The organism is Streptomyces sp. NPDC032940, from assembly GCF_040636935.1.
Classification (GTDB): Bacteria; Actinomycetota; Actinomycetes; order Streptomycetales; family Streptomycetaceae; genus Streptomyces.
Genome location: NZ_JBEZVJ010000011.1, coordinates 163,516 through 182,642, shown reverse-complemented (window position 1 = coordinate 182,642; position 19,127 = coordinate 163,516). Strand labels below are relative to the sequence as shown.

The window sequence follows — 19,127 nt, the reverse complement described above, 5'->3', positions numbered from 1 at the left end:
CGGACGCTGGAAGAAACATCGTGACCGCCTCTCCCGACACCCCCGTTGTGGTGCTGCCGACCCCACACCCGCACAGCGTGCGTCTCGCGCTGCTCGGCGATCTCGACTACGACAACGGTGACCTGGTGCTCGAAGCGGTTCAGCGGGCCCTGCGCGAGCACGACGGCGTGCGGGAACTGCGGCTGGACTGCCGGGAACTGAGGGCGGTCGACTCGACGGGGCTGTCCGTCCTGCTGCTGATGCACCGACTGGCCCGCCGCGACGGGATCGGCTTCCACCTGGACGCCATCGGCCCGGCCCTGAAGCGCCTGCTCGACATCACGGGGACGTACGAGCACCTGACGACTGCGCACCCGGACGTCGCGGCGGCGGAGTCCTCCGCGGACGCGACGTCCGAGTCATAGCGCTTGCGCCTCCACCGGCCGCGGCGCTGCCACGAGGGCGTGCGGATCAGGGCGCGGGGACCGGACCACCCGGCCGGAACCGCTCCACGCCGACGATGTGCCGGACCTTCAGCGGGCGTACGATCACCGCGACCCGCTGCTCCCCCGGCATGATCCATTCGAAGCGTTCGCTGCCCAGGTACTTCTGGGCCAGCCGGTCCATCCGGGCGTGTGCCTCCTCGCCCTCGACGAAGCGGGACACGACACCGCTGATCTGCACGCGGTCGAAGGGGTCACCGGCGTCGGCGTGCGAGAGGTAGACGCGGGGATCGCGGCGCAGGTTCTCCTCCTTCACCCGGCCCACCGACGTGTTGAAGGACAGTTCTCCCTCGCCCTCCAAGTCCACCCACATCGGGCTGACTTGCGGCGCCCCGTCGGCGAACACGGTGCCGACGTACCAGATGTTGGGGGCTTGCAGGCGGGCGCGGACTGCTTCATCGAATGTCGCGGTCATTCCGCGAGGCTATCAACCATGATCGACGGGCCCTGGGGCCGGTCGAGCGACTGTTCGGTCCAGATGACCTTGCCGTGTCCCGTGTAGCGCACGCCCCACCGGTCGGCGAGCTGGGCGACGAGGAACAGGCCGCGGCCGCCCTCGTCGAACTCGGCCGCCTGGACCACGCGCGGTGCAGTGCTGCTCGCGTCGCGCACCTCGCAGATCAGGACGTGGTGCCTCAGGAGCCGGACGGTGACGGGCGGTGCTCCGTACCGGACGGCGTTCGTGATCAGCTCGCTGAGGACGAGTTCCGTGGTGAACGCCGTCTCGTCGAGTCCCCAGCTCTCCAGTTGCCGCATGCACCGGGCGCGGACATCGCCGACGGCCGCGAAGTCGGAGGGGACGTCCCACTGCGCCATGTTCTCGGCCGGGAAGCGGCGGGTGGCCGCCACCAGCAGGGCGACGTCGTCGCGGGAGCGGTCGGGCACCAAGGCGTCGATGACGGTGCCGCACGTGCTCTCGACGTCCGGTCCCGAGCGGGCGAGGGCCGACCGCAGCAGTTCCAGACCGGTGCCGATGTCGCCGCTGCGCCCCTCCACGAGTCCGTCGGTGTAGAGCACCAGGCGGCTGCCCTGCGGAACGTCGATCTCGGCGGTCTGGAACGAGACGCTCTCCAGGCCGAGCAGCAGGTTGGCCGGCACGTCGACGAACTCGACCGAGCCGTCGGGCCGGACGAGTGCGGGTGGCGGGTGTCCGGCGCAGGCGATGACGCACCGGCCGTCGGTGGGGTCGTAGACCGCGTAGACCACGGAGGCGCCGGTCACGGTGTGCCCCTCGCCGCCCGTCTGGTCTGCGGCGTCCAGTCGCATGACGAGCTGGTCGAGATGGAAGAGCAGGTCTTGCGGGGGCAGGTCGAGAGCCGAGAAGTTGAGGACGGCGGTTCGCAGTCTGCCCATGGTGGCGGCGGCCTGCAGACCGTGCCCCACCACGTCGCCCGCCACCAGGGCGACCCGGGCCCCGGACAGGGGGATGACGTCGAACCAGTCCCCGCCGACGCCCGATCGCGCCGGAAGATACCGGTGCGCCACCTCGACGGCGTCCTGTGGGGGCAGGCCCCGCGGCAGCAGGCTGCGCTGCAGCGACACGGCGGTGGCGTGCTCCCGTGTGTAGCGGCGCGCGTTGTCGATGCACACCGCCGCGCGGGCCGTCAGTTCCTCCGCCGGCGACACGTCGTCCGGCTGGAACGGAGGGAGGGGACCGCGCCAGAACATGACGAAGCCGAGCACCACCCCGCGGGCCCGCAGCGGCACCGTGATGAGCGAGTGGAAGCCCAGTCGCAGCACGCGCCGCGCGCCTTCCGGATCCGTCACCCGCCAGTCCTGTGACCGCGCCAGGTCGGTCACCAGCACGGCGTCCTCGCCCTCGATCGCCCGGCGCTGCTGTGCGAGCCGCCCGTACTCCAGGGCGCTGCCCGCCTCGTGCCAGGGCCAGGTCTCGACCGCACCGCGCACCGCGGCGCGCCGCACCGACGTCGCGACACCCGGCGCGGGTTCGTCGCCGCGCAGCACCGGTTCGAAGAGGTCGACGGTGACGACGTCCGCGAACTGGGGGACGACGAGCTCCGCGAGCTCCTCGGCGGTGCGCACCACGTCCAGGGTGCTGCCGATCTCCGCGCTCGCCCGGTAGAGCAGTTCCAGGCGCTCGCGGGCGACGTCCGCCCGTCCGGCGAGTGCGCGCAGCTCCGTGGTGTCCCGCAGCGTGGCGACGCTTCCGGCCGGACCGCCCCCGTCGCGGCTGGTGCGGCGCACGTTGACCGCGAGCAGGCGGCCCCCCACCAGCTGCACGGCGTCGTCCACGCCCCGCTCGGACGCCAGCAGCCGCGTCGTCGAGGCAGTCAGGCCGAGGCTTCCCAGCGGCCGCTGCTCGGCGTCCGCGGGGAGCTGCAACAGTCGCCGTGCCTCGTCGTTGGCCAGCAGCAGCCTGCCGTCCTCCCCGATGACCAGGACGCCTTCGCGCACCGCGTGCAGCACCGCGTCGTGGTGCTCGTACATGCGCGTCACCTCGGCCGGCCCGAGCCCGTGCGTCTGACGGCGCAACCGCCGGCTCACCAGCCACGCCGCGCCCGTGGCCAGCGCCAGGGATCCAGCGGCACCGGCCGCCAGCAGCGGCAGCTGCCTGTAGAAGGTGCTGCTCACGGTGCTGATCTCCAGACCGGCCGTGACGATGCCCACGACCTTCTGGTCCGTGCCGGTGACCGGCACGGCCGCGCGCACGGCGTCCGTCGGCGCTCCCCTGAACAGTTCGGTGTAGGACTCACCGGCGAGCGCCCGGCTGAAGTCGCCGCTGGCCCGCTTGCCGATCAGGTCGGGGCGTACGTCGGTGTAGCGGACTCCGTCGCGGTTCAGCACGGCGACGAAGTCCACGCCTGACGTCCGGCGTGCCTGCTCGGCCATCGGCTGCAGTACGGCTGTCGGGTCCGGGCTCTGCAGTGCCGCCGCGACACCGGGAGAACTGGCGACGCCCGCCGCCACGGCGAGCGCCTGGTGTCGCGCACCGCGCACCGCCTGGCTCCGCGTCTCGTAGACCAGGCTGACGGCGCTCAGTGCGGCCAGGAGCAGCACGACCAGCAACTGCAGCACGAAGACCTGCGCCGCAACGCTGTGCAGCCCTGGTCTCCGTGCTCTCGGTGATGCGCCGCTCGTCCCCTCACGCATTCACCATTTTTAGCACCCCTTGGGGTGGTATTTCCCCCTCCCTCGGCCGGGATCGGGTGGCGGCTGGCCAACAAGGGGCGCGTCGCGGTCGACCGGGCCGTGGCTCAGTCAGCGCCGGCTCGCCGGCCACACCGGCTTGGAGGCGCTGTACGTCTCCAGGCCGGCGCGCGCCCTGAAGCCGGCCGGCCTGGTCGAGCGCACCCGCGATCCCCGCGACCCGTGCGCCGTCCAGCTCGCGCTCACCGAGCAGGGCCGGACCGTCACGCGGCAGGCCGTCGTGGTGGAGCACTGAGGGGACACCACCATGACCACCGCACCCGCCGCCGACGCCCGCGTCCTCGCCCGGGTCACCGAGCGCGCCGACGCGGAGAGAGCCACGCTGACCGCCGACGGGAGGAGCGGTTCTGAACGGGTGGTTGTGAAGGGCGGTCGCCTCCGCGGCGTAGAGCACTGCGGGGCTTCAGCCGAACGATCGTCCCCGCAGGTATGGGGTGAGGCCCGGGGTCACAGTCCCCTTCACAACCACACCCCTCTCAACGCCCACGGCCACGCCGGCATTCCGGTGCCCTGTCATGCGGACGGCACCGGCTGTCCGGGCGGCTCCGACCGGACGTGCGGCGCGTCCTCGGCGGACATGACGACGGCCGCCAGATCGGTGCCCGCCCGGAGCAGCGCCACGGTCCTCTCGGCGATCTGATCGAGACGCCGTCCCAGGACGCGCTGAGCCTCTTCCCTCCCCTCGAGCCCGTGCAGCGACCCGATGACGTCGCGCACCGCGGGGATGCCGTAGCCGCTGGCGCGCAGGGCCGCCACGATGCGGGCCGCCCTGATCGCGGAGAGGCCATAGCGACGCGCCCGCAGCGAGGTCACCCGCTCGGGGACGACCAGCCCCTCCTCCTCCCAGAACCGGAGGGCCGAGGGACGTACACCGAGTGCACCGGCGAGCTCGGTGATGGTCATGGCGTCGCCCTCGTGCTCGAATTCGCCGGTGTCCGCCTCGGTCCGGATCGCGCGCAACGCCTCCTGCGCGCGCAGCGCCTCGTCCCGTTCCCGGGCGAGACGCACATGCACGGCGCCGACCGCCGAGGCCGCCTTGGCGATCGGCCCGGTGCGCAGCTCCGCGAGCGTCCGCCGGGCCTCGACGGGGCCGACGGCGTGGGCAAGCCCTCGGTAGGCGCGCAGAGCCTGTACATGGACGGCCGTGTAGGAGCGGTACCCGTTGCCCGCTCGCGTGGCCGGGGGAATGACGCCCAGCCGCTCCAGGTCGCGGACCTGTTGCACCGAGTAGCCCGACTCCCTGGCGACGTCGACCGTCCGGAGCGGTCCTCGTCGCGAGCCGTCCGTCGTCTCCCGCACCCGTGCAACCCCACATAAGCACTTGAAGGCCATGCTTGAACCATGAGTATGGAACAGATCATCGCGCAGGTGCGAGCCTTCGACGGCGCGCTCGTCCTTCTCCCGGAGCGGGGAGGCGACTTCCCCGAGGTCGCGTGGGGAGACGCGTTCTTCTACCACTCCCACTCCCCCGACGGCCGGGTGCCGCACAACGTCCAGCCGTACGCGACGATCGTCACCAAGGACTACCCGGGCGACACCGCTTCCGACCTGGACCGCCCGGGCCGCTGGCGGGTGAACATCCACCTCGACCGGGCGACGTTCCAGCAGGTCGTCGGTGAGGCGCCACGCGGGCTCAGCCGCTCCCACGACTACGCGGCAGCCGACACGATCGTGCCGCATCCGGTGTACGGCGAGCTCGGCTGGATCTCCGTCGTCGCACCCGGCGAGCGGACGGCGGAGACCGTTCTGCGGCTGCTGCGCGGCGCGCACGACGCCGCAGGTGCCCGGTCCGCGCGGCGACAGGGACGGACAGCCTCTGGAGACTGACGCACTCGGTCGGTGCCCGGGCCCGGTAGCGCACGGCTCCGCAGCGGCTCTGCCCGCTCCCTTTCTGCCTCTGCCCCGGCTCTACTTCTGCTTGATCGCCGAGATGTCCAGCTCCAGGACGATCTTGTCCCCGACCAGCACACCGCCGCCCTCCAGGGGCGCGTTCCAGGTCACGCCGAAGTCCTTGCGGGAGATGGTCACCGCCCCCTCCAGGCCGACCCGCTGGTTGCCGAAGGGGTCGACGGCGCTGCCCGTGTACTCGACGTCGATGGTGACCGGGCGGGTGGTGTCCTTGATGGTGAGGTCGCCGGTGACGCGGTACTCGGACTCGGAGCGCGGCTCGACCGAGGTGGTCCGGAAGGTGATGTCGGGGTGGTTCGGGGCGTCGAGGAAGTCGTTGGTCCGCAGGTGCTGGTCGCGCTGCTCGACGCCGGTGTCGATGCTCTCGGTCTTGATCACGACCTGGGCCGTGGAGCGGGCCGGCTCGGCGCCGTCGAGACGGGCGGTGCCCTCGAACTCGTGGAACGCGCCGCGCACCTTGGTCACCATGGCGTGGCGGGCCACGAAGCCGATCCGGCTGTGGGCGGGGTCGAGGACGTAGTCCCCGGTGAGGTCGGCGAGGTCGGTGGTCGTCATGGTTCCTCCGTGGGCTTGGATCCGGGCGGTCGGTCCGGATCGTTGCCGCTCCACGCTAGGGCTTGGCCGCCGCACGGCTGAACGGACACGCGGTGCGCGGGCGGAGCCGGGCACCGGCGGGACCTGTCCGGTCGAACCGGGGCCGCGCCCTGACCTCGGGCCACGGCGCAGGCGGTGCGCTGCCGGGCCGGTGCGCTCCGAGGCTCACGGCCTGATGTCGTAGAGAACGTTGAACGGGTCGTCGGCGCCGGACCGGGCGACCTCGCCGAAGCCCGCCTCGGTGCACAGGGCGCGGACGACCTCCTCGGGCATGCCGCGTGCTCCGAGGCCGGCTCCGCCGCTCGCGAGGGACGTGGTCATGCAGTAGAAGACGCTGATTCCGTAGAACATGGCCGCCACGGGGCCCGCGTCGTCCTCGCAGTTGATCTCGAGCATCAGGTAGTCCCCGTCGTCCTCGACCGCGGCCCTGATGGCCGCGAGGAGCCGCCCGGGTTCCACCGCGTCGTGGATGACGTCGAAGGTGGTGACGAGGTCGTAGCGCCTAGGAAGGCCCTCGGTGGCGTCGAGCGTCTCGAAGGTCACCCGATCGCCGACGCCGGCCTCCTCCGCGTTGGCCCGGGCGCGTTCCACCTGGGCCGGGAAGTTGTCGAACCCCGTGAAACGGGAGTGCGGGAACCTCCGGGCCAGGACGATCAGGGCACGGCCCGCGCCGCAGCCCACGTCCGCGACGTCGATGCCCCGCTCCAGCTTCTCGACGACGTGAGGGAACGTGGTCAGCCAGTCGTCGACCATCACGCTCTCGAACCAGCTGCCGGTGAAGCGGCTCATCCCGTCCCACATGATGTCCGGGTAGTCGCTCTGCCGTACGCCTCCCCCGTTCCGGAACGCCTCGATCAGCCGTTCGTACGGCGCCATCGCGGCGGGCATCATCTGGTAGACGCCGCCCAGGAACATGGGCCCCGCCTCGTCGGCCAGCGCGGGGACGTGCTCGGCGGGGAGGGTGAAGCGTCCGGGCTCCCGTTCCTCCAGGTAGCCGGCGGCGGTGAGACCGCGCAGCCACTCGCGTACGTACCGCTCGTTCAGACCCAGACGGTCCGCGAGCTCCTCGCTGCCGGCAGGACCATTGGCGGCGAGGTCCTTGAACAGGCCCAGCCGGTCGCCCACGTGGCACAGTCCGAGCGCCATCGTCCCGCTGATGTCCCCGAGCGCCTTCTCCATGAAGGCTTCGACCTTCGCTTCGTCCAGTGCGTGCTGCTGCGTCGTCATGGTGACCCTCCTGACCGAGCACGAGCGCCGCTCCGGTCACCCGGTTCCAGTATTCGCCCTCGCCCACGAGGGGACAATCGGGCCGGGCCGGCCGGTCAGGACGGAGTCCGCGCGCTCGCGCCTGCTGCCGTGAGCTCACTCAACCGCCGCTGTTTCTCACGGAGTTCGGCCTGCTGCGCCTCGAGGCGACCGGCCAGGGCGTCCAGCTCGGCCCGCAGGTCCGGGCACATCTCCAGCGACATGCCGTGCTCGCCGGTGCGCACGCAGTCGAGGTACCTCCCGATGACCGAGGTGCCCAGGCCCGCGGAGATCATCGCCCTGATCTGCGCCACGCGGACGACATCGGACGCGGAATACGCGCGGTACCCACTGCTGTTGCGGGCCGGGACCAGCAGTCCCCGCTCCTCGTAGTGACGCAGCGCTCGCGCGCTCACCCCGGTCCGCTCTGCGAGTTCGCTGATCAGCACCGTCGACCCCTCCCCGTCATCGGCTTGACCTTCACGCTGACGTGAAGCCGTACCGTCCTGCGACATGACACCTGGAACAACCCGGCAGCGTGCGTCGATCATCCACGGCTACGGTGCGACTCCCGACGACCACTGGTTCGGCCGGCTGGCCGAGCAGCTGCGAGCGGACGGCATCCCGGCCGCGGTCCCGGCCCTGCCGAACCCGCTGGCCCCGGACCCCGAGCGGTGGACGGACGCCGTGCGCGCCGAAGTGGGCACGCCGGACGAGCACTCGGTCGTCGTCGCGCACAGCCTGGGCTGCCTGACCGTGCTGCGTCATCTGTCCTCCCTGCCGGGCACCTGGCGCCTCGGCACGCTGGTGCTGGTCTCCGGCTTCGTCGACCGGCTGCCCGCGCTGCCGGAGCTGGACGCCTACATCGGGGAGGGGTGTGACGTGGCGGGACTCGCCGACCGCGTCGACCGGCTCACGGTCATCCGGTCGGACGCCGACCCGCTCGTGCCGGCCGGTCACACCGACCGCCTCGCCGGCCTGCTCGGAGTGTCGTCACGCCTGGTCCCCGGGGGCGGTCACTTCCTCGCCTCCGACGGGGTCACCTCGCTGCCCGAGGTCCGAGACGCGATCGTCGGTGCCCAGTAGGCCTGACGGTTCTGAGCCGCAGGTAATGCGCCCGGGCTGCAAGGACGACGTCACCGGCGCACCCTGGACACAGGGCGAGCGCCCGGAGTCCCTCCTGCACGAGGTGATCGACCATGAACTCGGACGAAACGCGTCAGCGGTTGCAGCACATGCGGGAGAAGGCCAAGGAACTGGCCGACGCCGCGGAGCGGACCGACGACCCGCAGCAGCGGGCCCGGCTGCAGGAGAAGTCGCGCTCGCTGCGATCCCGGTGCGAACAGGAGAGCGGCATGCGCAGTGGGGACATCTATCCCTGGCAGTAGGAGCCGGCGCGCTGCCCACGGGAGCGGCGCGCACAGGGCGGTGACCTCCATGACCGAGGCCGATCACGTTTCCCGGGGACTCGCCGTTCCGTCTCGCGGTCTCACGGGAGATCCCTTTCTGCGCACCCGGTTCGTGCCTCCGGCGCGGCCGGGCACGTTCCTGCGCCGACGGCGGCTCGTGGAGCATCTCGACCAAGCGCTCGGCACGCCGCTGACACTGGTCAACGGCCCGGCGGGCGCGGGCAAGACCCTGCTGACGGCCGACTGGACCGCCGGTCTGCGGGTACCGGTCGCCTGGCTGACCGTCGAGGCGGAGGACCGGCGGCCCGGGGTCTTCTGGGCCTACGTCTTCGAGGCGCTGCGTGTCGGCGGACCTCGGGCGGACGGCGTGGCCACGGCCCCCCAGGGCGCGGACGTCGTGCGCCGCGGGCTGCTGGCCCCGCTCGCCGCCGAGCTGAACGCCCGGGACCGTCCCGTCGTCCTGGTGCTCGACGAGTACGACCGGATGACCTCGCCCCAGGTCGCGGAAGAGCTGGAGTTCGTCCTGCACCACGCCGGACGGGGACTCGTTCTCGTCCTCGTCACCCGTACCGAACCGCTGCTCCCGCTGCACCGCTACCGGGCCGCCGGTGAACTGACGGAGATCCGCGGCGCCGAGCTGTCGTTCACTCACGCCGAGGCCGGTGTCCTGCTGCGGCGGCACGGGTTGCGCCTCCCGGAGCACGCCACGTCCGCCCTGGTGGAGCGCACCCGGGGGTGGGCCGCCGGGCTGCGCCTGGCCGCCCTGGCCGCGCGGGAGAGCGCCGACCCCGAGCTGTATCTGAAGGAGTTCGAGGCGGGCCACAGCACGGTCGCGGACTTTCTGCTGGCCGAGGTGCTGGAGGGCAGGACGCAGGAGACGCGGGACCTGCTGCTGCGCGTCAGCGTCCTGGACCGGTTCTGTCCCGGCCTCGCCGACGCCCTGACGCTGCGGACCGATGCCGAGCCCCTCCTCGCCGGGCTGCACCGGGAGAACGCGTTCATCGAGCGGCTCGGGCACAGCTGGTACCGGCTGCACCCGCTCTTCCGGGAGATCCTCCGGGTCCATCTGCGCGAGCGCCTGCCCGGCGTGGAGCCGGAACTGCACCGGCGGGCCGCGCGGTGGCTGCGGCGTTCCGGCTGCCTCGCCGAGACCCTCGCCCATGGTGCCGCCGGCGAGGACTGGGATCTCGCCGCCGGCGCGCTCGTCGACGACCTCGCGATCGGCCGGCTCTTCACGGGTCCGCACGCCGACGAGCTGACGGGGTTGTTCGCGCGCATGGGGCCCGAGGTCACGAGCCCGGCGAGCGAACTCGTACTGGCGGCCCGTGCCCTGTCCCGGCGCGACCTCGAGCGCGGTCTGGTCCGGCTGCGCCGGGCGCGGGAGCGATGGCCCGACGACGCTCCCGGCCCGGCGGCGGCCCGGCTGAGCGGGGCGCTGCTGGAGGCGCTCGCCGCCCGGCTGTCCGGCTGTCCGCCGTGGGCCGAGCGGGCCTGGGCGGCCGCCGAGGAGCTGCTGCCGCAGCTGCCGGACGGTCTGCTGGACGAGCATCCGGAACTGGTCGCGCTGCTGCTGACCCACCTGGGTTCGGCGCGCCTGTGGGAGGGGCGGTCCGAGGAGGCGCGTGCCGTCCTCGGCAGGGTGGCCGGTACGCCGGCCGGGGCCGCCACGGCGCTGCCCCGCGCCGATGCGGTGGGGCATCTGGCGCTGCTCGACTACCTGGGCGGCCGGCTCGGCCCTGCGGAGCGCAAGGCCCTGGCCGCGGTGTCGGAAGCAGAGCGGGCGGGTGTGCCCGGGTCGGCGGGCGCGGGCCTCGGCCGGCTGGTCCTGGCCGCGGTGGCCGTGGACCGCCAGGAACTGGACCGGGCCCGCGTCCTGCTCGACGAGACGGCACGGCTCCCGGACCGGGCGCGCGATCCGGTGCCGACGGCTGGGCGGGCGCTCGTCGCTTCGCGCCTCCTCCTCGACAGCGGCGACGCGGACGCCGCCGTGGAGGCGGCGGAACCGGCCATGGCCGCGGCCGTGGCGTCACCGTGGGCGCGGAGCCACGCGGCACTCGTCGTCGCCGCCGCCCGGCTGGCCGAGGGACAGCCGGACGAAGCCTCCCGGGTGCTCGACGGCGTCTGCGGCGACCAGCCGGTGTGCGCGGTGGAGGCGGCGGCGCTCCTCATCGCCGCGGGACACGCCCGGGCCGCCGTCGACCTGGTCGACTCTGTCCACGCGGAGGGACGGGCCGGTCCCGTGGTGAGCGTGGGGGCGGCGCTGGTGAAGGCCCGGGCCGCCCAGGAGGCGCGGGACCCGGCGGCCGCCCGCAGGCTCGTCGCCCAGGCCCTTCTCGACGCCCGGCGCGAACGGCTGCGGCGCCCGTTCCTCAGGGCGGGAGACTGGATCCGGCCGCTGCTGGACACTGCCCCCTCGCGGGAGCTGTCCGCGGGCTGGCTCGTGCCCGGCCCGCCTCGGCGCCGGAACGGCGAACGGTCTCGGTCCGAGCCGGGCCCGGCGCCCCTGGTGGCGGTGGAACTCAGCGGGCGGGAGCGTGACGTGCTGCGGCGGCTGGCCCGCACGATGTCCACGGAGGAGATCGCCGCCGACCTGTGCGTGTCGGTCAACACGGTGAAGACCCATCTGAAGAGCGCGTACCGGAAGCTGGCGGTGAGCCGGCGCAATGAGGCCGTGCGCCGGGCGCGCGACCTCGGCCTGCTGTGACGGAGCCGCTGTTCCCGGGCGCCTCCCCCGCGCCGGGTGAGGCGCCCGGTGCCCGCGTCGTGTGCCATGGAGGGACGTTCCGCGGAGGGACGGCCGCGCCGGGGTGGCCGGAAAGGGGCACGAGGATGTCCACACGGGTCACCGGGCACCGGGCGCACGCGGACTACACCGGCGGCGTCTACGGATCCATGCTCGCGGCCTCGGTCGTGGTCGGCGCCGGCTCCCTGGGATCCTTCCCCCGCGCGGAGCTGATCCTGTTGCTGCTGGTCACCAGCGTGGTGTTCTGGATGGCCCATGTGCACGCCGAGCTCTTCGGCGCGCGTCTCGCCAGACACCCGCCGGACCGCCGGGTGGTCCTGCGCGTGTGCCGGGACGAGTGGCCGATCGTCAAGGCGGCCGTGCCGCCGGCGGTGGCCGTCGCCGTCGGTCCGCTGCTCGGGCTCGGCGTCCAGGGCGGCGTGTGGCTGGCGCTGTCCGTCGCCGTGGCGGGACAGGTCGGCTGGTCCGTCGCGGCGGCCCACCGCGCGGGTGCCTCGCCGCGGCTGATGGCCACCACCGCGTCGGTCAACATCGTGCTCGGCCTGCTGATCGTCGTCGTCAAGATCGTGGCCACCCACTGAACCGGACTGCCCGGGTCACCTGTACCGGGTGAGGCCGCAGGGCGCCGTGGAGCGGAGCATCGGCGGGGTGGGCGCCGTCCGCGGGCCGTGGGCCGTGTCCCGAACCCGTCCGGCGGAGGGACCGCGCGTGCACTACGAGATCCGAGTCGAGGGGCATCTGTCGGAGACGCTCGCCAACGCGTTTTCGGAACTGGAGCACGTGGTGATGTCCGGCCAGACCGTCCTGTTCGGCAGGATCGTGGACGAGGCCCATCTGTACGGGCTGCTCGCGCGGTGCCAGTCCCTGGGGCTGCGGGTCGTGGAGATGCGGCAGCTCCCGGAGTGACCGACGGCCGCCTCGGACCTCGCGGCGGCCGGCATCACCCGCACCGGGTGATGTCACGCCGCGGACGCGGCGCCACCCTGAGGTGGGCAGAGGACTTCTGCCGGGCCTGCGGGGGCCTGCCGGAGACGGAGGACGGACATGAGCGCACAGACCTACCTGGCGTACGACTATCCGCTGCTGGGCGCCTTCTGGACCATGCTGATCCTCTTCCTGTGGATCATGTGGTTCATCCTGCTCTTCCGCGTCGTCGCCGACATCTTCCGGGACAACGGGCTGAGCGGCTGGGCGAAGGGCGGCTGGCTGGTGTTCTGCATCCTCCTGCCCTTCCTGGGCGTGTTCGTCTACGTGGTCGCGCGGGGCCGGAACATGGGCCACCGGGAGGCGGCACAGGCCCGTGCGCAGCGGGACGAGTTCGACGACTACATCAGGCGCACCGCGGCCGGCGGCCGGTCGAGCGTCGACGAGCTCGCCCGGCTGGCCGAGATCCGGGACCGGGGCGCGATCACCGACGAGGAATTCCGCAAGGCGAAGGAGATGGTCCTGGCGGGCCACGCTCCGGCGGGACACTCGGACACCACCGGGCGGTGACGCCCGTACACGCCTAGCGCACCACGCGATGGCGGAGGTGGACGACACCGGAGCCGAAGGTCCGGGTGTCGACGAGTTCGAGGTCCACCCGCCGCTCGTGCCGGGGAAAGAACGGGGTGCCGCCGCCGACCAGCACCGGGTGGACCCTCGTCCGGTACTCGTCGATCAGGTCCAGCGCGGCCGCCTCGGCGGCGAGGGTCGCGCCGCCGATCGCGATGTGGCCCTCCCCCGGCTCCGCCCGCAGCCGCTCGATCTCCTCCGCCAGGCCGCCGGTGGCCAGCCGGGCACGACCCTGCACCGTGGTCAGCGTCCTGGAGAACACCACCTTCGGGAGCGGATTCCAGAGCGCGGCCCACTCTCGCATCGAGTCGTCCAGCGAAGGGTCCTGGTCGGCCGTCTCCCAGTACAGCATCGTCTCGTACAGCCGCCGCCCCAGCAGATGGACGCCGACCTCGCGGATCTCGTCGGTGACGAAGCGGAAGACCTCGTCGCCGGGGGCCGTCCAGTTGAAGTCGCCGTCCGGCCCGACGATGTAGCCGTCGAGGGAAACACCCATCGAGTAGGTCACGCTGCGCATCGGTAGTCCTCCTCGGGAACAGGCCCGACCCTACGACCGCCGTCCGCCGCGGGGCTCGTCACGGCACGCGGAATCCCGGGTGAAGGAGTCCGGGCCGCCGCGGACGCACTTGCGTGGCGGGTACCGGTCACGGCGCAAACCCGCCTCACCGCATCGCCCCGGTCGCACCTTTCTCTCTGTCAGGGTGGCGCCACCGCACACCTCTAGCTGGGGAGACCGATGCGCGCAATCTTGCGGAGTGCTCTGGGCACGGCCATAGCCGTGACGCTGGCAGCGACCGCGGCCCTGCCGTCCGTGGCACGACCACGGGCGGACGAGCCGGAGAAGAGACCACTGGTGGGAAGCGGGGCCGCCGCCGCGCAGGGGCAGCAGTCGACCGTCACCCTGGTCACCGGGGACCGGGTCCTGGTGACCACCGACGCCGCGGGCCGCAGTACGGCCGTGGCCCTGCCCCGCGAGGACGGCGGGACGCCCGTCGTCCAGACCCGGCAGGCGGGCGACGACCTGTACGTCTATCCGGAGACCGCCGTCGAGGCGCTCGCCGCGGGCCGGGTGGACGAGGAGCTGTTCAACGTCACCGGCCTGGTCCGCCAGGGCTACGACGACGCCCGCACCGGCACGCTGCCGCTGATCGCGGTGTACGACACGCCGGTCGACGTGTCCCGTGCCGTCCCCGCCGCTCCGTTCGGCGCGCGGCGCGGTCTGGTGCTGGACGCCGTCGACGGTGTGGCGCTCCAGGCCGACAAGGAGAAGGCGGCCGGTTTCTGGGCCGATGTCTCCGGCGCCAGGTCCCGTTCGTCGCGGGACCTGAAGAAGCTGTGGCTGGACTCGAAGGTCGAGGCGCAGCTCGACCGGTCGACGCGGCAGGTGCACGCCCCCGAGGCCTGGGCCGCCGGGTACGACGGCAAGGGCAGCAAGGTCGCCGTGCTCGACACCGGTGCGGACGCCGAGCACCCCGACCTCGCGGGCCGGGTCACGGCGCTGAAGAACTTCACCGACTCCGACTCCACCGACGACCGTCAGGGACACGGCACCCACGTCCTGTCCACCGTGGGCGGCAGCGGCGCCGCGAGCGGCGGGAAGAAGAAGGGCGTCGCACCCGGCGCCGAACTGCTCATGGGCAAGGTCCTCAACGACAGCGGCTCGGGCGCCGAGTCCTGGATCATCGCCGGGATGGAGTGGGCGGTCGGGCAGAAGGCCGACGTCGTCTCCATGAGCCTCGGCAGCCAGCAGCCCACCGACTGCACCGACCCGATGAGCGTGGCCGCGCAGCGGCTCGCCGAGACGTCGGACGCGCTGTTCGTCGTGGCCGCAGGCAACTCCGGGCCGTCACTGAACACGGTCTCCTCGCCGGGCTGTGCCCCTGGTGTGCTCACGGTCGGTGCCGTCGACCGCGACGACTCCACCGCCTGGTTCTCCAGCCGTGGTCCCGCGCCCTTCACGCACACCCTGAAGCCCGAGATCACCGCGCCCGGGGTGGACATCTCGGCGGCGTCGGCGGGCGGCCGGGGCGTGTACGCGTACCGGTCGATGTCGGGCACGTCGATGGCCACCCCGCACGTGGCGGGCGCCGCGGCCGTCCTCAAGCAGCGGCATCCGGACTGGAGCGCGCGCCAGCTCAAGGCGGCGCTGGTCTCCTCCGCCGACAGTGGCATCCCCGGCGACGTGCGCGAGACCGGCGGCGGCCGGCTCGACGTGAAGGCCGCGACCGACGCCACCGTCCTCGGCGCCCCCGCGGTCCAGGGAGGCAGCTACAACTGGCCGCAGGACGCGAGCGACCGCACGACCGTCGACGTGCCCTACACCAACACGGGCGACGAGGCCGTACGGCTGGCCCTCGGCGTCGAAGGGGTCACCGGCAACGACGGATCGCCCGTCCGGTCCGCCGTGGCCAGGCTCGGCAGCCGCTCGGTCACCGTGCCGGCGGGTGCCACGGTGAAGGTCCCGCTGCGCATCGATCCGGCCACGCGTCTCGCCGACAGCCAGTACGGAGACGTCACCGGCCGCGTCGTCGCGAAGGCGGACGGGGTGGCGGTCTCCACGCCCTTCTCCCTGTACGTCCAGCCGGAGACCGTCTCCCTGCGGGTCAAACTCGTGGACCGCGCGGGCCGGCCCGCCGGCCGGAGCTCGTCCCTCGACGTGATCGGGACCGACGACGCCACCGGCGAGCGGCGCTTCAACGACGGCGCCGTCGACCAGACGTACCGGCTGCGCCCCGGCAGCTACTTCCTGTCGAGCTTCGTCGAGACCCCGGACGCGGGCACCGGCGCGAACGCCCTGGCCGACTCGGTCGCCTATCTCGGCGTTCCGCAGCTGAAGCTGACCAAGGACACCACCGTCGTCCTCGACGCGCGCAAGGCGCACCGGCTGAAGGTCACCACCGAGCGGCCGGCCGAGACGCGGGCCGCCACGCTCTCCTTCTCCCGCTCCTGGGGCGAGAACTGGCTGCACGCCGGGACCGTCACCGCCCAGGGCACCGTCCGCGGCTTCTACGCCTCCGTCGAGGGCCGCGCCCAGGACGGCGACTTCTCGTTCGGCAGCCACTGGCGGCAGTACGCCCCGCTCGTCTCCGAGCTGAAGACCTCGAAGGGCGTCGCCCTGCATCCCGTGCCGTCCGGCTCGGGCAGCACCAACCTCGACGGCACCGGCCGGGCGGCCCTCGTCGACGCGGGCAGGGGAACGCCCGAGGAGCTCGAGGCCGCGGACGTCAAGGGCAGGATCGCCCTGGTCCTCGTGCCGGAGGGCGGCTCCGTGACCACCCTCGCCAACGACGCCGAGGCCGCGGGCGCCACGGCGCTCGTCGTGCACCGCACGGCCCCCGGCCGCTGGCAGCCGGCAGCCGGCTTCACGGGTGCCGCACTGCCGACACTCGCGATCCCGGCGGACGAGGCCCGCGCGCTGCTCGGCGAACTCGCCGCCGGCGAGGTGACGCTGCGCTGGAAGGCCACCGCGAAGAGCCCGTACGTCTACAACCTGTCCTTCCCCGAGGACGCGCCGGTCCGCGGCGACCGCACCTACCGGGTGCGCGACGACCGGCTCGGCAAGGTGACGTCGACGTATCACGCGATGGGCGTGGCGGGCGACTTCCTCGACAGCACGGGCGCCCACCTGCCCGACGGCACCTCGGCGTTCCTCGGCTTCACCGAGCCCGTCGCGGTGCCCGGTGAGCGCACCGAGTTCTACTCGGCGGGCGACGTCGCATGGGACCACTTCGTCTCCAGCAGCTTCCCCTGGGGCGAGACGATGACGGACCAGCGGCGCACCTACCGGGCCGGCAGCAAGCGCTCCGAGTCCTGGTACGACGGCGTGGTGGCCCCCACCGCACCGCGCGACGCCGAGGGCGGGGCGGCGCTGGCCGCCGAACGGCAGGGCAACCTGATCGGCTTCTCCGCGGCGATGTGGGGCGACGGCACGCACTACGCGCAGCCCGGTTCCTTCGGTGACATCGGCAATCTGGTCCTGCGCAGCGGCGGCGAGGAACTCGGCCGCAGCAGCTACCCGTTCGGGGCCTTCGAGGTGCCGGCCGGGGAAGCCGCGTACGAGTTGGAGCAGAACACCATGAAAACCGGCTCGCCCGCCCGGGTCTGGGAGCGGTCGCAGCAGGTGCAGACCGTCTGGACGTTCCGCTCGGAGCTCGACGAGAGCCAGTACTCGCAGGGACTCGGCATCCTCTTCCCCCGTTACGTCCTGCCGGAGGACGGGCTCAAGACGGTGGCCGCGCGGGACGGGCTGCGGATCGGCCTGGGCGTCACCGGCCATGCCGGGTACACCCCCGGCAGGCTGACGTCCGCGAAGCTGTCCTACTCCTACGACGAGGGCAGGACGTGGACCGAGGCGGACGTCACCCTCACGGGCGGCGGGGCCACGGCCACGGTGAACCACGCCGGTGCCGCCGGCCGGCAGGTCTGGCTCCGCAGCGAACTCACGGACGCCGCGGGCAACTCCGTGCGTCAGACCGTCTCCCGCGCCTACGACGTGCGCCCGTAGCGCCGTCGCAGGCCGGTGAACCGTTCGCCGGGCGGCCCCCCTTGAGGGTGCGCCGCCCGGCGGACGGGTCTGTCGGGAGCGTCAGCCGCCCGTCGCGGAATTCGCGGGCTCCGGTTCCGCCTTCCGGTCGGCCGGCTCGCCGGGCGCGTCGGACTCGTCCGGATCGGGGACGAACGGGATCTCGCCGTCGAGGACCTTGCGCGCCCGGACGCGGTCCAGGGCGCCCTCCCAGCGGGAGACGACGAAGACGGCCACGCAGTTGCCGAGGAGGTTGGTGACCACGCGCATGGTGTCCATGATGCGGTCGACCCCCAGCAGGAGCGCGACGGCGCCGGCCGGGATCACGCCGAGGGCCGACGCGGTCGCGGACAGGGCGAGAAACGCCGAACCGGGCACGCCCGCCATGCCCTTGCTGGTGAGCATGAGTACGAGGACCACCGTGATCTGCTGGCTCAGGGACAGGTCGACACCGACGGCCTGGGCGATGAACAGGGTCGCGATGGAGAGGTAGATGGAGGCGCCGTCCAGGTTGAAGGAGTAGCCCGTCGGCAGGACCAGGCCGACGGCGTCGTCACGGCAGCCGGCCTGGCGGAGCTTCTGCATCATGCGCGGCATCACCGTCTCGCTGGACGCCGTGCCCATCGCGAGGAGCAGCTCTTCGCGGGTGTACCGCATGAACTTCCACAGGCTCACGCCGGTGACCGCCTTCAGAGCGACGCCGAGCACCATCAGGAAGACCAGGGCGACGGCGTAGCACACCCCGATCAGCTTGCCGTACGTGGAGAGTGCGCCGAGTCCGTACTCCCCCACGAGGTGAGCGGTGGCCCCGAAGACCGCGAGGGGTGCCAGCCTCATGATGAAGCCGACCACGGCGAAGACCACTTCCTGCGCCTGCCCGACGGCCGGGAGGATCGCCGGCACCTTGGTCAGTCCGAGGTGCAGGACGGCGGCGCCGACGAGGCAGGCGAGGACGAGGACCTGCAGCAGGGAGTTCTCGGCGAACGCGCCGACCGCGCTGTCGGGCAGCGAGTGCAGCAGGAACTCACTGGTGGACGGCAGTTCGCCGCCGCCCGTCTTGGCGTCGACGGCCGCGGTGTCCAGCGACGCCGGGTCCACGTTCATCCCGTCGCCGGGCCGGACGAGGTTGCCGGCCACCAGCCCCACGACGAGGGCGACGGTCGTGGCGGCCTCGAACCAGAGCAGGGCCTTGACCCCGATCCGTCCGAACGCCTTCAGGTCCCCGGCCTTGGCGATGCCGGTGACCACCACGCAGAAGACCAGCGGAGCGATCATGGCTTTGATCAGCCGGACGAAGCCGTCGCCGAGCGGCTGGACGACGGTGCCCACGTGCGGCCACAGCGCTCCGACGAGGACGCCGGCGACCAGGGCACAGGCCACCTGGACGAACAGCGAGGTCCGCAGACTTCGGACGAGACGGCGCGCCAGGGACGGGCTGGCATTGCGCATGGACGCACTCCCCACACTCGCAAGATTCCATATAGCGAAAGAACCTTTTCGCT

17 protein-coding genes and 1 pseudogene are annotated in these 19,127 nt (G+C 72.7%); 10 read left to right on the top strand and 8 right to left on the bottom strand.

Going from position 1 to position 19,127, the window contains the following annotated elements; translation table 11 throughout:
- The first annotated feature begins 20 nt into the window (after positions 1-20).
- A complete protein-coding gene (locus tag AB0E77_RS17040) occupies positions 21-404 on the top strand; it encodes an STAS domain-containing protein (RefSeq protein ID WP_361570839.1) in 384 nt (127 codons plus the stop codon).
- Positions 405-450: 46 nt separating this feature from the next.
- Here AB0E77_RS17040 and AB0E77_RS17035 read toward each other — a convergent pair whose 3' ends face one another.
- Both AB0E77_RS17035 and AB0E77_RS17030 read right to left on the bottom strand, forming a co-directional pair.
- The gene (locus AB0E77_RS17035; protein ID WP_361570837.1) at positions 451-897 is read right to left on the bottom strand and encodes a TIGR03618 family F420-dependent PPOX class oxidoreductase; all 447 of its coding nucleotides are present in this window, start codon (positions 895-897) and stop codon (positions 451-453) included.
- Complete coding sequence (locus tag AB0E77_RS17030) at positions 894-3,593, bottom strand: SpoIIE family protein phosphatase (RefSeq protein WP_361570834.1); 2,700 nt, start codon at positions 3,591-3,593, stop codon at positions 894-896. Before AB0E77_RS17030 ends, AB0E77_RS17035 begins: the two co-directional genes overlap by 4 nt.
- A gap of 24 nt (positions 3,594-3,617) precedes the next feature.
- Here AB0E77_RS17030 and AB0E77_RS17025 point away from each other — a divergent pair.
- Positions 3,618-3,870: pseudogene (locus tag AB0E77_RS17025) on the top strand (MarR family winged helix-turn-helix transcriptional regulator); the annotation flags it as partial.
- A gap of 293 nt (positions 3,871-4,163) precedes the next feature.
- Here the strand turns inward: AB0E77_RS17025 and AB0E77_RS17020 are convergent.
- Entirely contained in the window at positions 4,164-4,949 is a 786-nt protein-coding gene (locus AB0E77_RS17020; RefSeq protein ID WP_361570831.1) for a MerR family transcriptional regulator, read from the bottom strand.
- Between the two features lie 48 nt (positions 4,950-4,997).
- Here AB0E77_RS17020 and AB0E77_RS17015 point away from each other — a divergent pair, with 48 nt between their 5' ends.
- Positions 4,998-5,477, top strand: coding sequence for a DUF6194 family protein (locus AB0E77_RS17015; RefSeq protein WP_361570887.1), 480 nt, complete (start codon positions 4,998-5,000; stop codon positions 5,475-5,477).
- An 81-nt stretch (positions 5,478-5,558) separates the two neighbouring features.
- Here AB0E77_RS17015 and AB0E77_RS17010 read toward each other — a convergent pair whose 3' ends face one another.
- The 3 genes from AB0E77_RS17010 to AB0E77_RS17000 form a co-directional block, all read right to left on the bottom strand.
- Positions 5,559-6,113 carry a YceI family protein gene (locus AB0E77_RS17010; protein WP_361570828.1) on the bottom strand — a complete coding sequence of 185 codons (555 nt, stop codon included), beginning with the start codon at positions 6,111-6,113 and terminating at the stop codon, positions 5,559-5,561.
- Positions 6,114-6,317: 204 nt separating this feature from the next.
- Positions 6,318-7,379, bottom strand: coding sequence for a methyltransferase domain-containing protein (locus AB0E77_RS17005; RefSeq protein WP_361570825.1), 1,062 nt, complete (start codon positions 7,377-7,379; stop codon positions 6,318-6,320).
- A gap of 95 nt (positions 7,380-7,474) precedes the next feature.
- Entirely contained in the window at positions 7,475-7,846 is a 372-nt protein-coding gene (locus AB0E77_RS17000; protein WP_361570822.1) for a MerR family transcriptional regulator, read from the bottom strand.
- A gap of 64 nt (positions 7,847-7,910) precedes the next feature.
- Between AB0E77_RS17000 and AB0E77_RS16995 the strand changes: the two genes are divergently transcribed.
- The 6 genes from AB0E77_RS16995 (at position 7,911) to AB0E77_RS16970 (ending at position 13,043) form a co-directional block, all read left to right on the top strand.
- Positions 7,911-8,483, top strand: a complete 573-nt coding sequence (locus AB0E77_RS16995) for an alpha/beta hydrolase (RefSeq protein ID WP_361570819.1) — start codon at positions 7,911-7,913, stop codon at positions 8,481-8,483.
- Between the two features lie 113 nt (positions 8,484-8,596).
- Positions 8,597-8,785: a DUF6381 family protein gene (locus tag AB0E77_RS16990; protein WP_361570816.1), complete on the top strand. Its 189-nt coding sequence runs from the start codon at positions 8,597-8,599 to the stop codon at positions 8,783-8,785.
- Between the two features lie 49 nt (positions 8,786-8,834).
- On the top strand, positions 8,835-11,510 hold the full coding sequence (locus AB0E77_RS16985; RefSeq protein WP_361570813.1) for a LuxR C-terminal-related transcriptional regulator: 2,676 nt from the start codon (positions 8,835-8,837) through the stop codon (positions 11,508-11,510).
- Positions 11,511-11,635: 125 nt separating this feature from the next.
- Positions 11,636-12,130, top strand: a complete 495-nt coding sequence (locus tag AB0E77_RS16980; protein WP_361570810.1) for a hypothetical protein — start codon at positions 11,636-11,638, stop codon at positions 12,128-12,130.
- Positions 12,131-12,257: 127 nt separating this feature from the next.
- Complete coding sequence (locus AB0E77_RS16975; RefSeq protein WP_361570807.1) at positions 12,258-12,455, top strand: hypothetical protein; 198 nt, start codon at positions 12,258-12,260, stop codon at positions 12,453-12,455.
- Between the two features lie 138 nt (positions 12,456-12,593).
- Complete coding sequence (locus tag AB0E77_RS16970; RefSeq protein WP_361570805.1) at positions 12,594-13,043, top strand: SHOCT domain-containing protein; 450 nt, start codon at positions 12,594-12,596, stop codon at positions 13,041-13,043.
- Positions 13,044-13,056: 13 nt separating this feature from the next.
- Here AB0E77_RS16970 and AB0E77_RS16965 read toward each other — a convergent pair whose 3' ends face one another.
- Positions 13,057-13,620: a dihydrofolate reductase family protein gene (locus tag AB0E77_RS16965; protein ID WP_361570802.1), complete on the bottom strand. Its 564-nt coding sequence runs from the start codon at positions 13,618-13,620 to the stop codon at positions 13,057-13,059.
- Between the two features lie 219 nt (positions 13,621-13,839).
- Here AB0E77_RS16965 and AB0E77_RS16960 point away from each other — a divergent pair, with 219 nt between their 5' ends.
- The gene (locus tag AB0E77_RS16960; RefSeq protein WP_361570800.1) at positions 13,840-17,607 is read left to right on the top strand and encodes a S8 family serine peptidase; all 3,768 of its coding nucleotides are present in this window, start codon (positions 13,840-13,842) and stop codon (positions 17,605-17,607) included.
- Between the two features lie 81 nt (positions 17,608-17,688).
- Here AB0E77_RS16960 and AB0E77_RS16955 read toward each other — a convergent pair whose 3' ends face one another.
- Positions 17,689-19,074: a cation:dicarboxylase symporter family transporter gene (locus AB0E77_RS16955; RefSeq protein WP_361570798.1), complete on the bottom strand. Its 1,386-nt coding sequence runs from the start codon at positions 19,072-19,074 to the stop codon at positions 17,689-17,691.
- Positions 19,075-19,127: the final 53 nt, after the last annotated feature.

What these genes read in the sequence shown, in the direction of transcription:
- AB0E77_RS16955 (WP_361570798.1), bottom strand. Translation starts at nt 19,074, where the DNA reads ATGCGCAATGCCAGCCCGTCCCTGGCGCGCCGTCTCGTCCGAAGTCTG.
- AB0E77_RS16985 (WP_361570813.1), top strand. Translation starts at nt 8,835, where the DNA reads ATGACCGAGGCCGATCACGTTTCCCGGGGACTCGCCGTTCCGTCTCGC.
- AB0E77_RS16960 (WP_361570800.1), top strand. Translation starts at nt 13,840, where the DNA reads ATGCGCGCAATCTTGCGGAGTGCTCTGGGCACGGCCATAGCCGTGACG.
- AB0E77_RS16970 (WP_361570805.1), top strand. Translation starts at nt 12,594, where the DNA reads ATGAGCGCACAGACCTACCTGGCGTACGACTATCCGCTGCTGGGCGCC.
- AB0E77_RS17035 (WP_361570837.1), bottom strand. Translation starts at nt 897, where the DNA reads ATGACCGCGACATTCGATGAAGCAGTCCGCGCCCGCCTGCAAGCCCCC.
- AB0E77_RS16990 (WP_361570816.1), top strand. Translation starts at nt 8,597, where the DNA reads ATGAACTCGGACGAAACGCGTCAGCGGTTGCAGCACATGCGGGAGAAG.
- AB0E77_RS16980 (WP_361570810.1), top strand. Translation starts at nt 11,636, where the DNA reads ATGTCCACACGGGTCACCGGGCACCGGGCGCACGCGGACTACACCGGC.
- AB0E77_RS17015 (WP_361570887.1), top strand. Translation starts at nt 4,998, where the DNA reads ATGGAACAGATCATCGCGCAGGTGCGAGCCTTCGACGGCGCGCTCGTC.
- AB0E77_RS16965 (WP_361570802.1), bottom strand. Translation starts at nt 13,620, where the DNA reads ATGCGCAGCGTGACCTACTCGATGGGTGTTTCCCTCGACGGCTACATC.
- AB0E77_RS16995 (WP_361570819.1), top strand. Translation starts at nt 7,911, where the DNA reads ATGACACCTGGAACAACCCGGCAGCGTGCGTCGATCATCCACGGCTAC.
- AB0E77_RS17005 (WP_361570825.1), bottom strand. Translation starts at nt 7,379, where the DNA reads ATGACGACGCAGCAGCACGCACTGGACGAAGCGAAGGTCGAAGCCTTC.
- AB0E77_RS17030 (WP_361570834.1), bottom strand. Translation starts at nt 3,593, where the DNA reads ATGCGTGAGGGGACGAGCGGCGCATCACCGAGAGCACGGAGACCAGGG.
- AB0E77_RS17010 (WP_361570828.1), bottom strand. Translation starts at nt 6,113, where the DNA reads ATGACGACCACCGACCTCGCCGACCTCACCGGGGACTACGTCCTCGAC.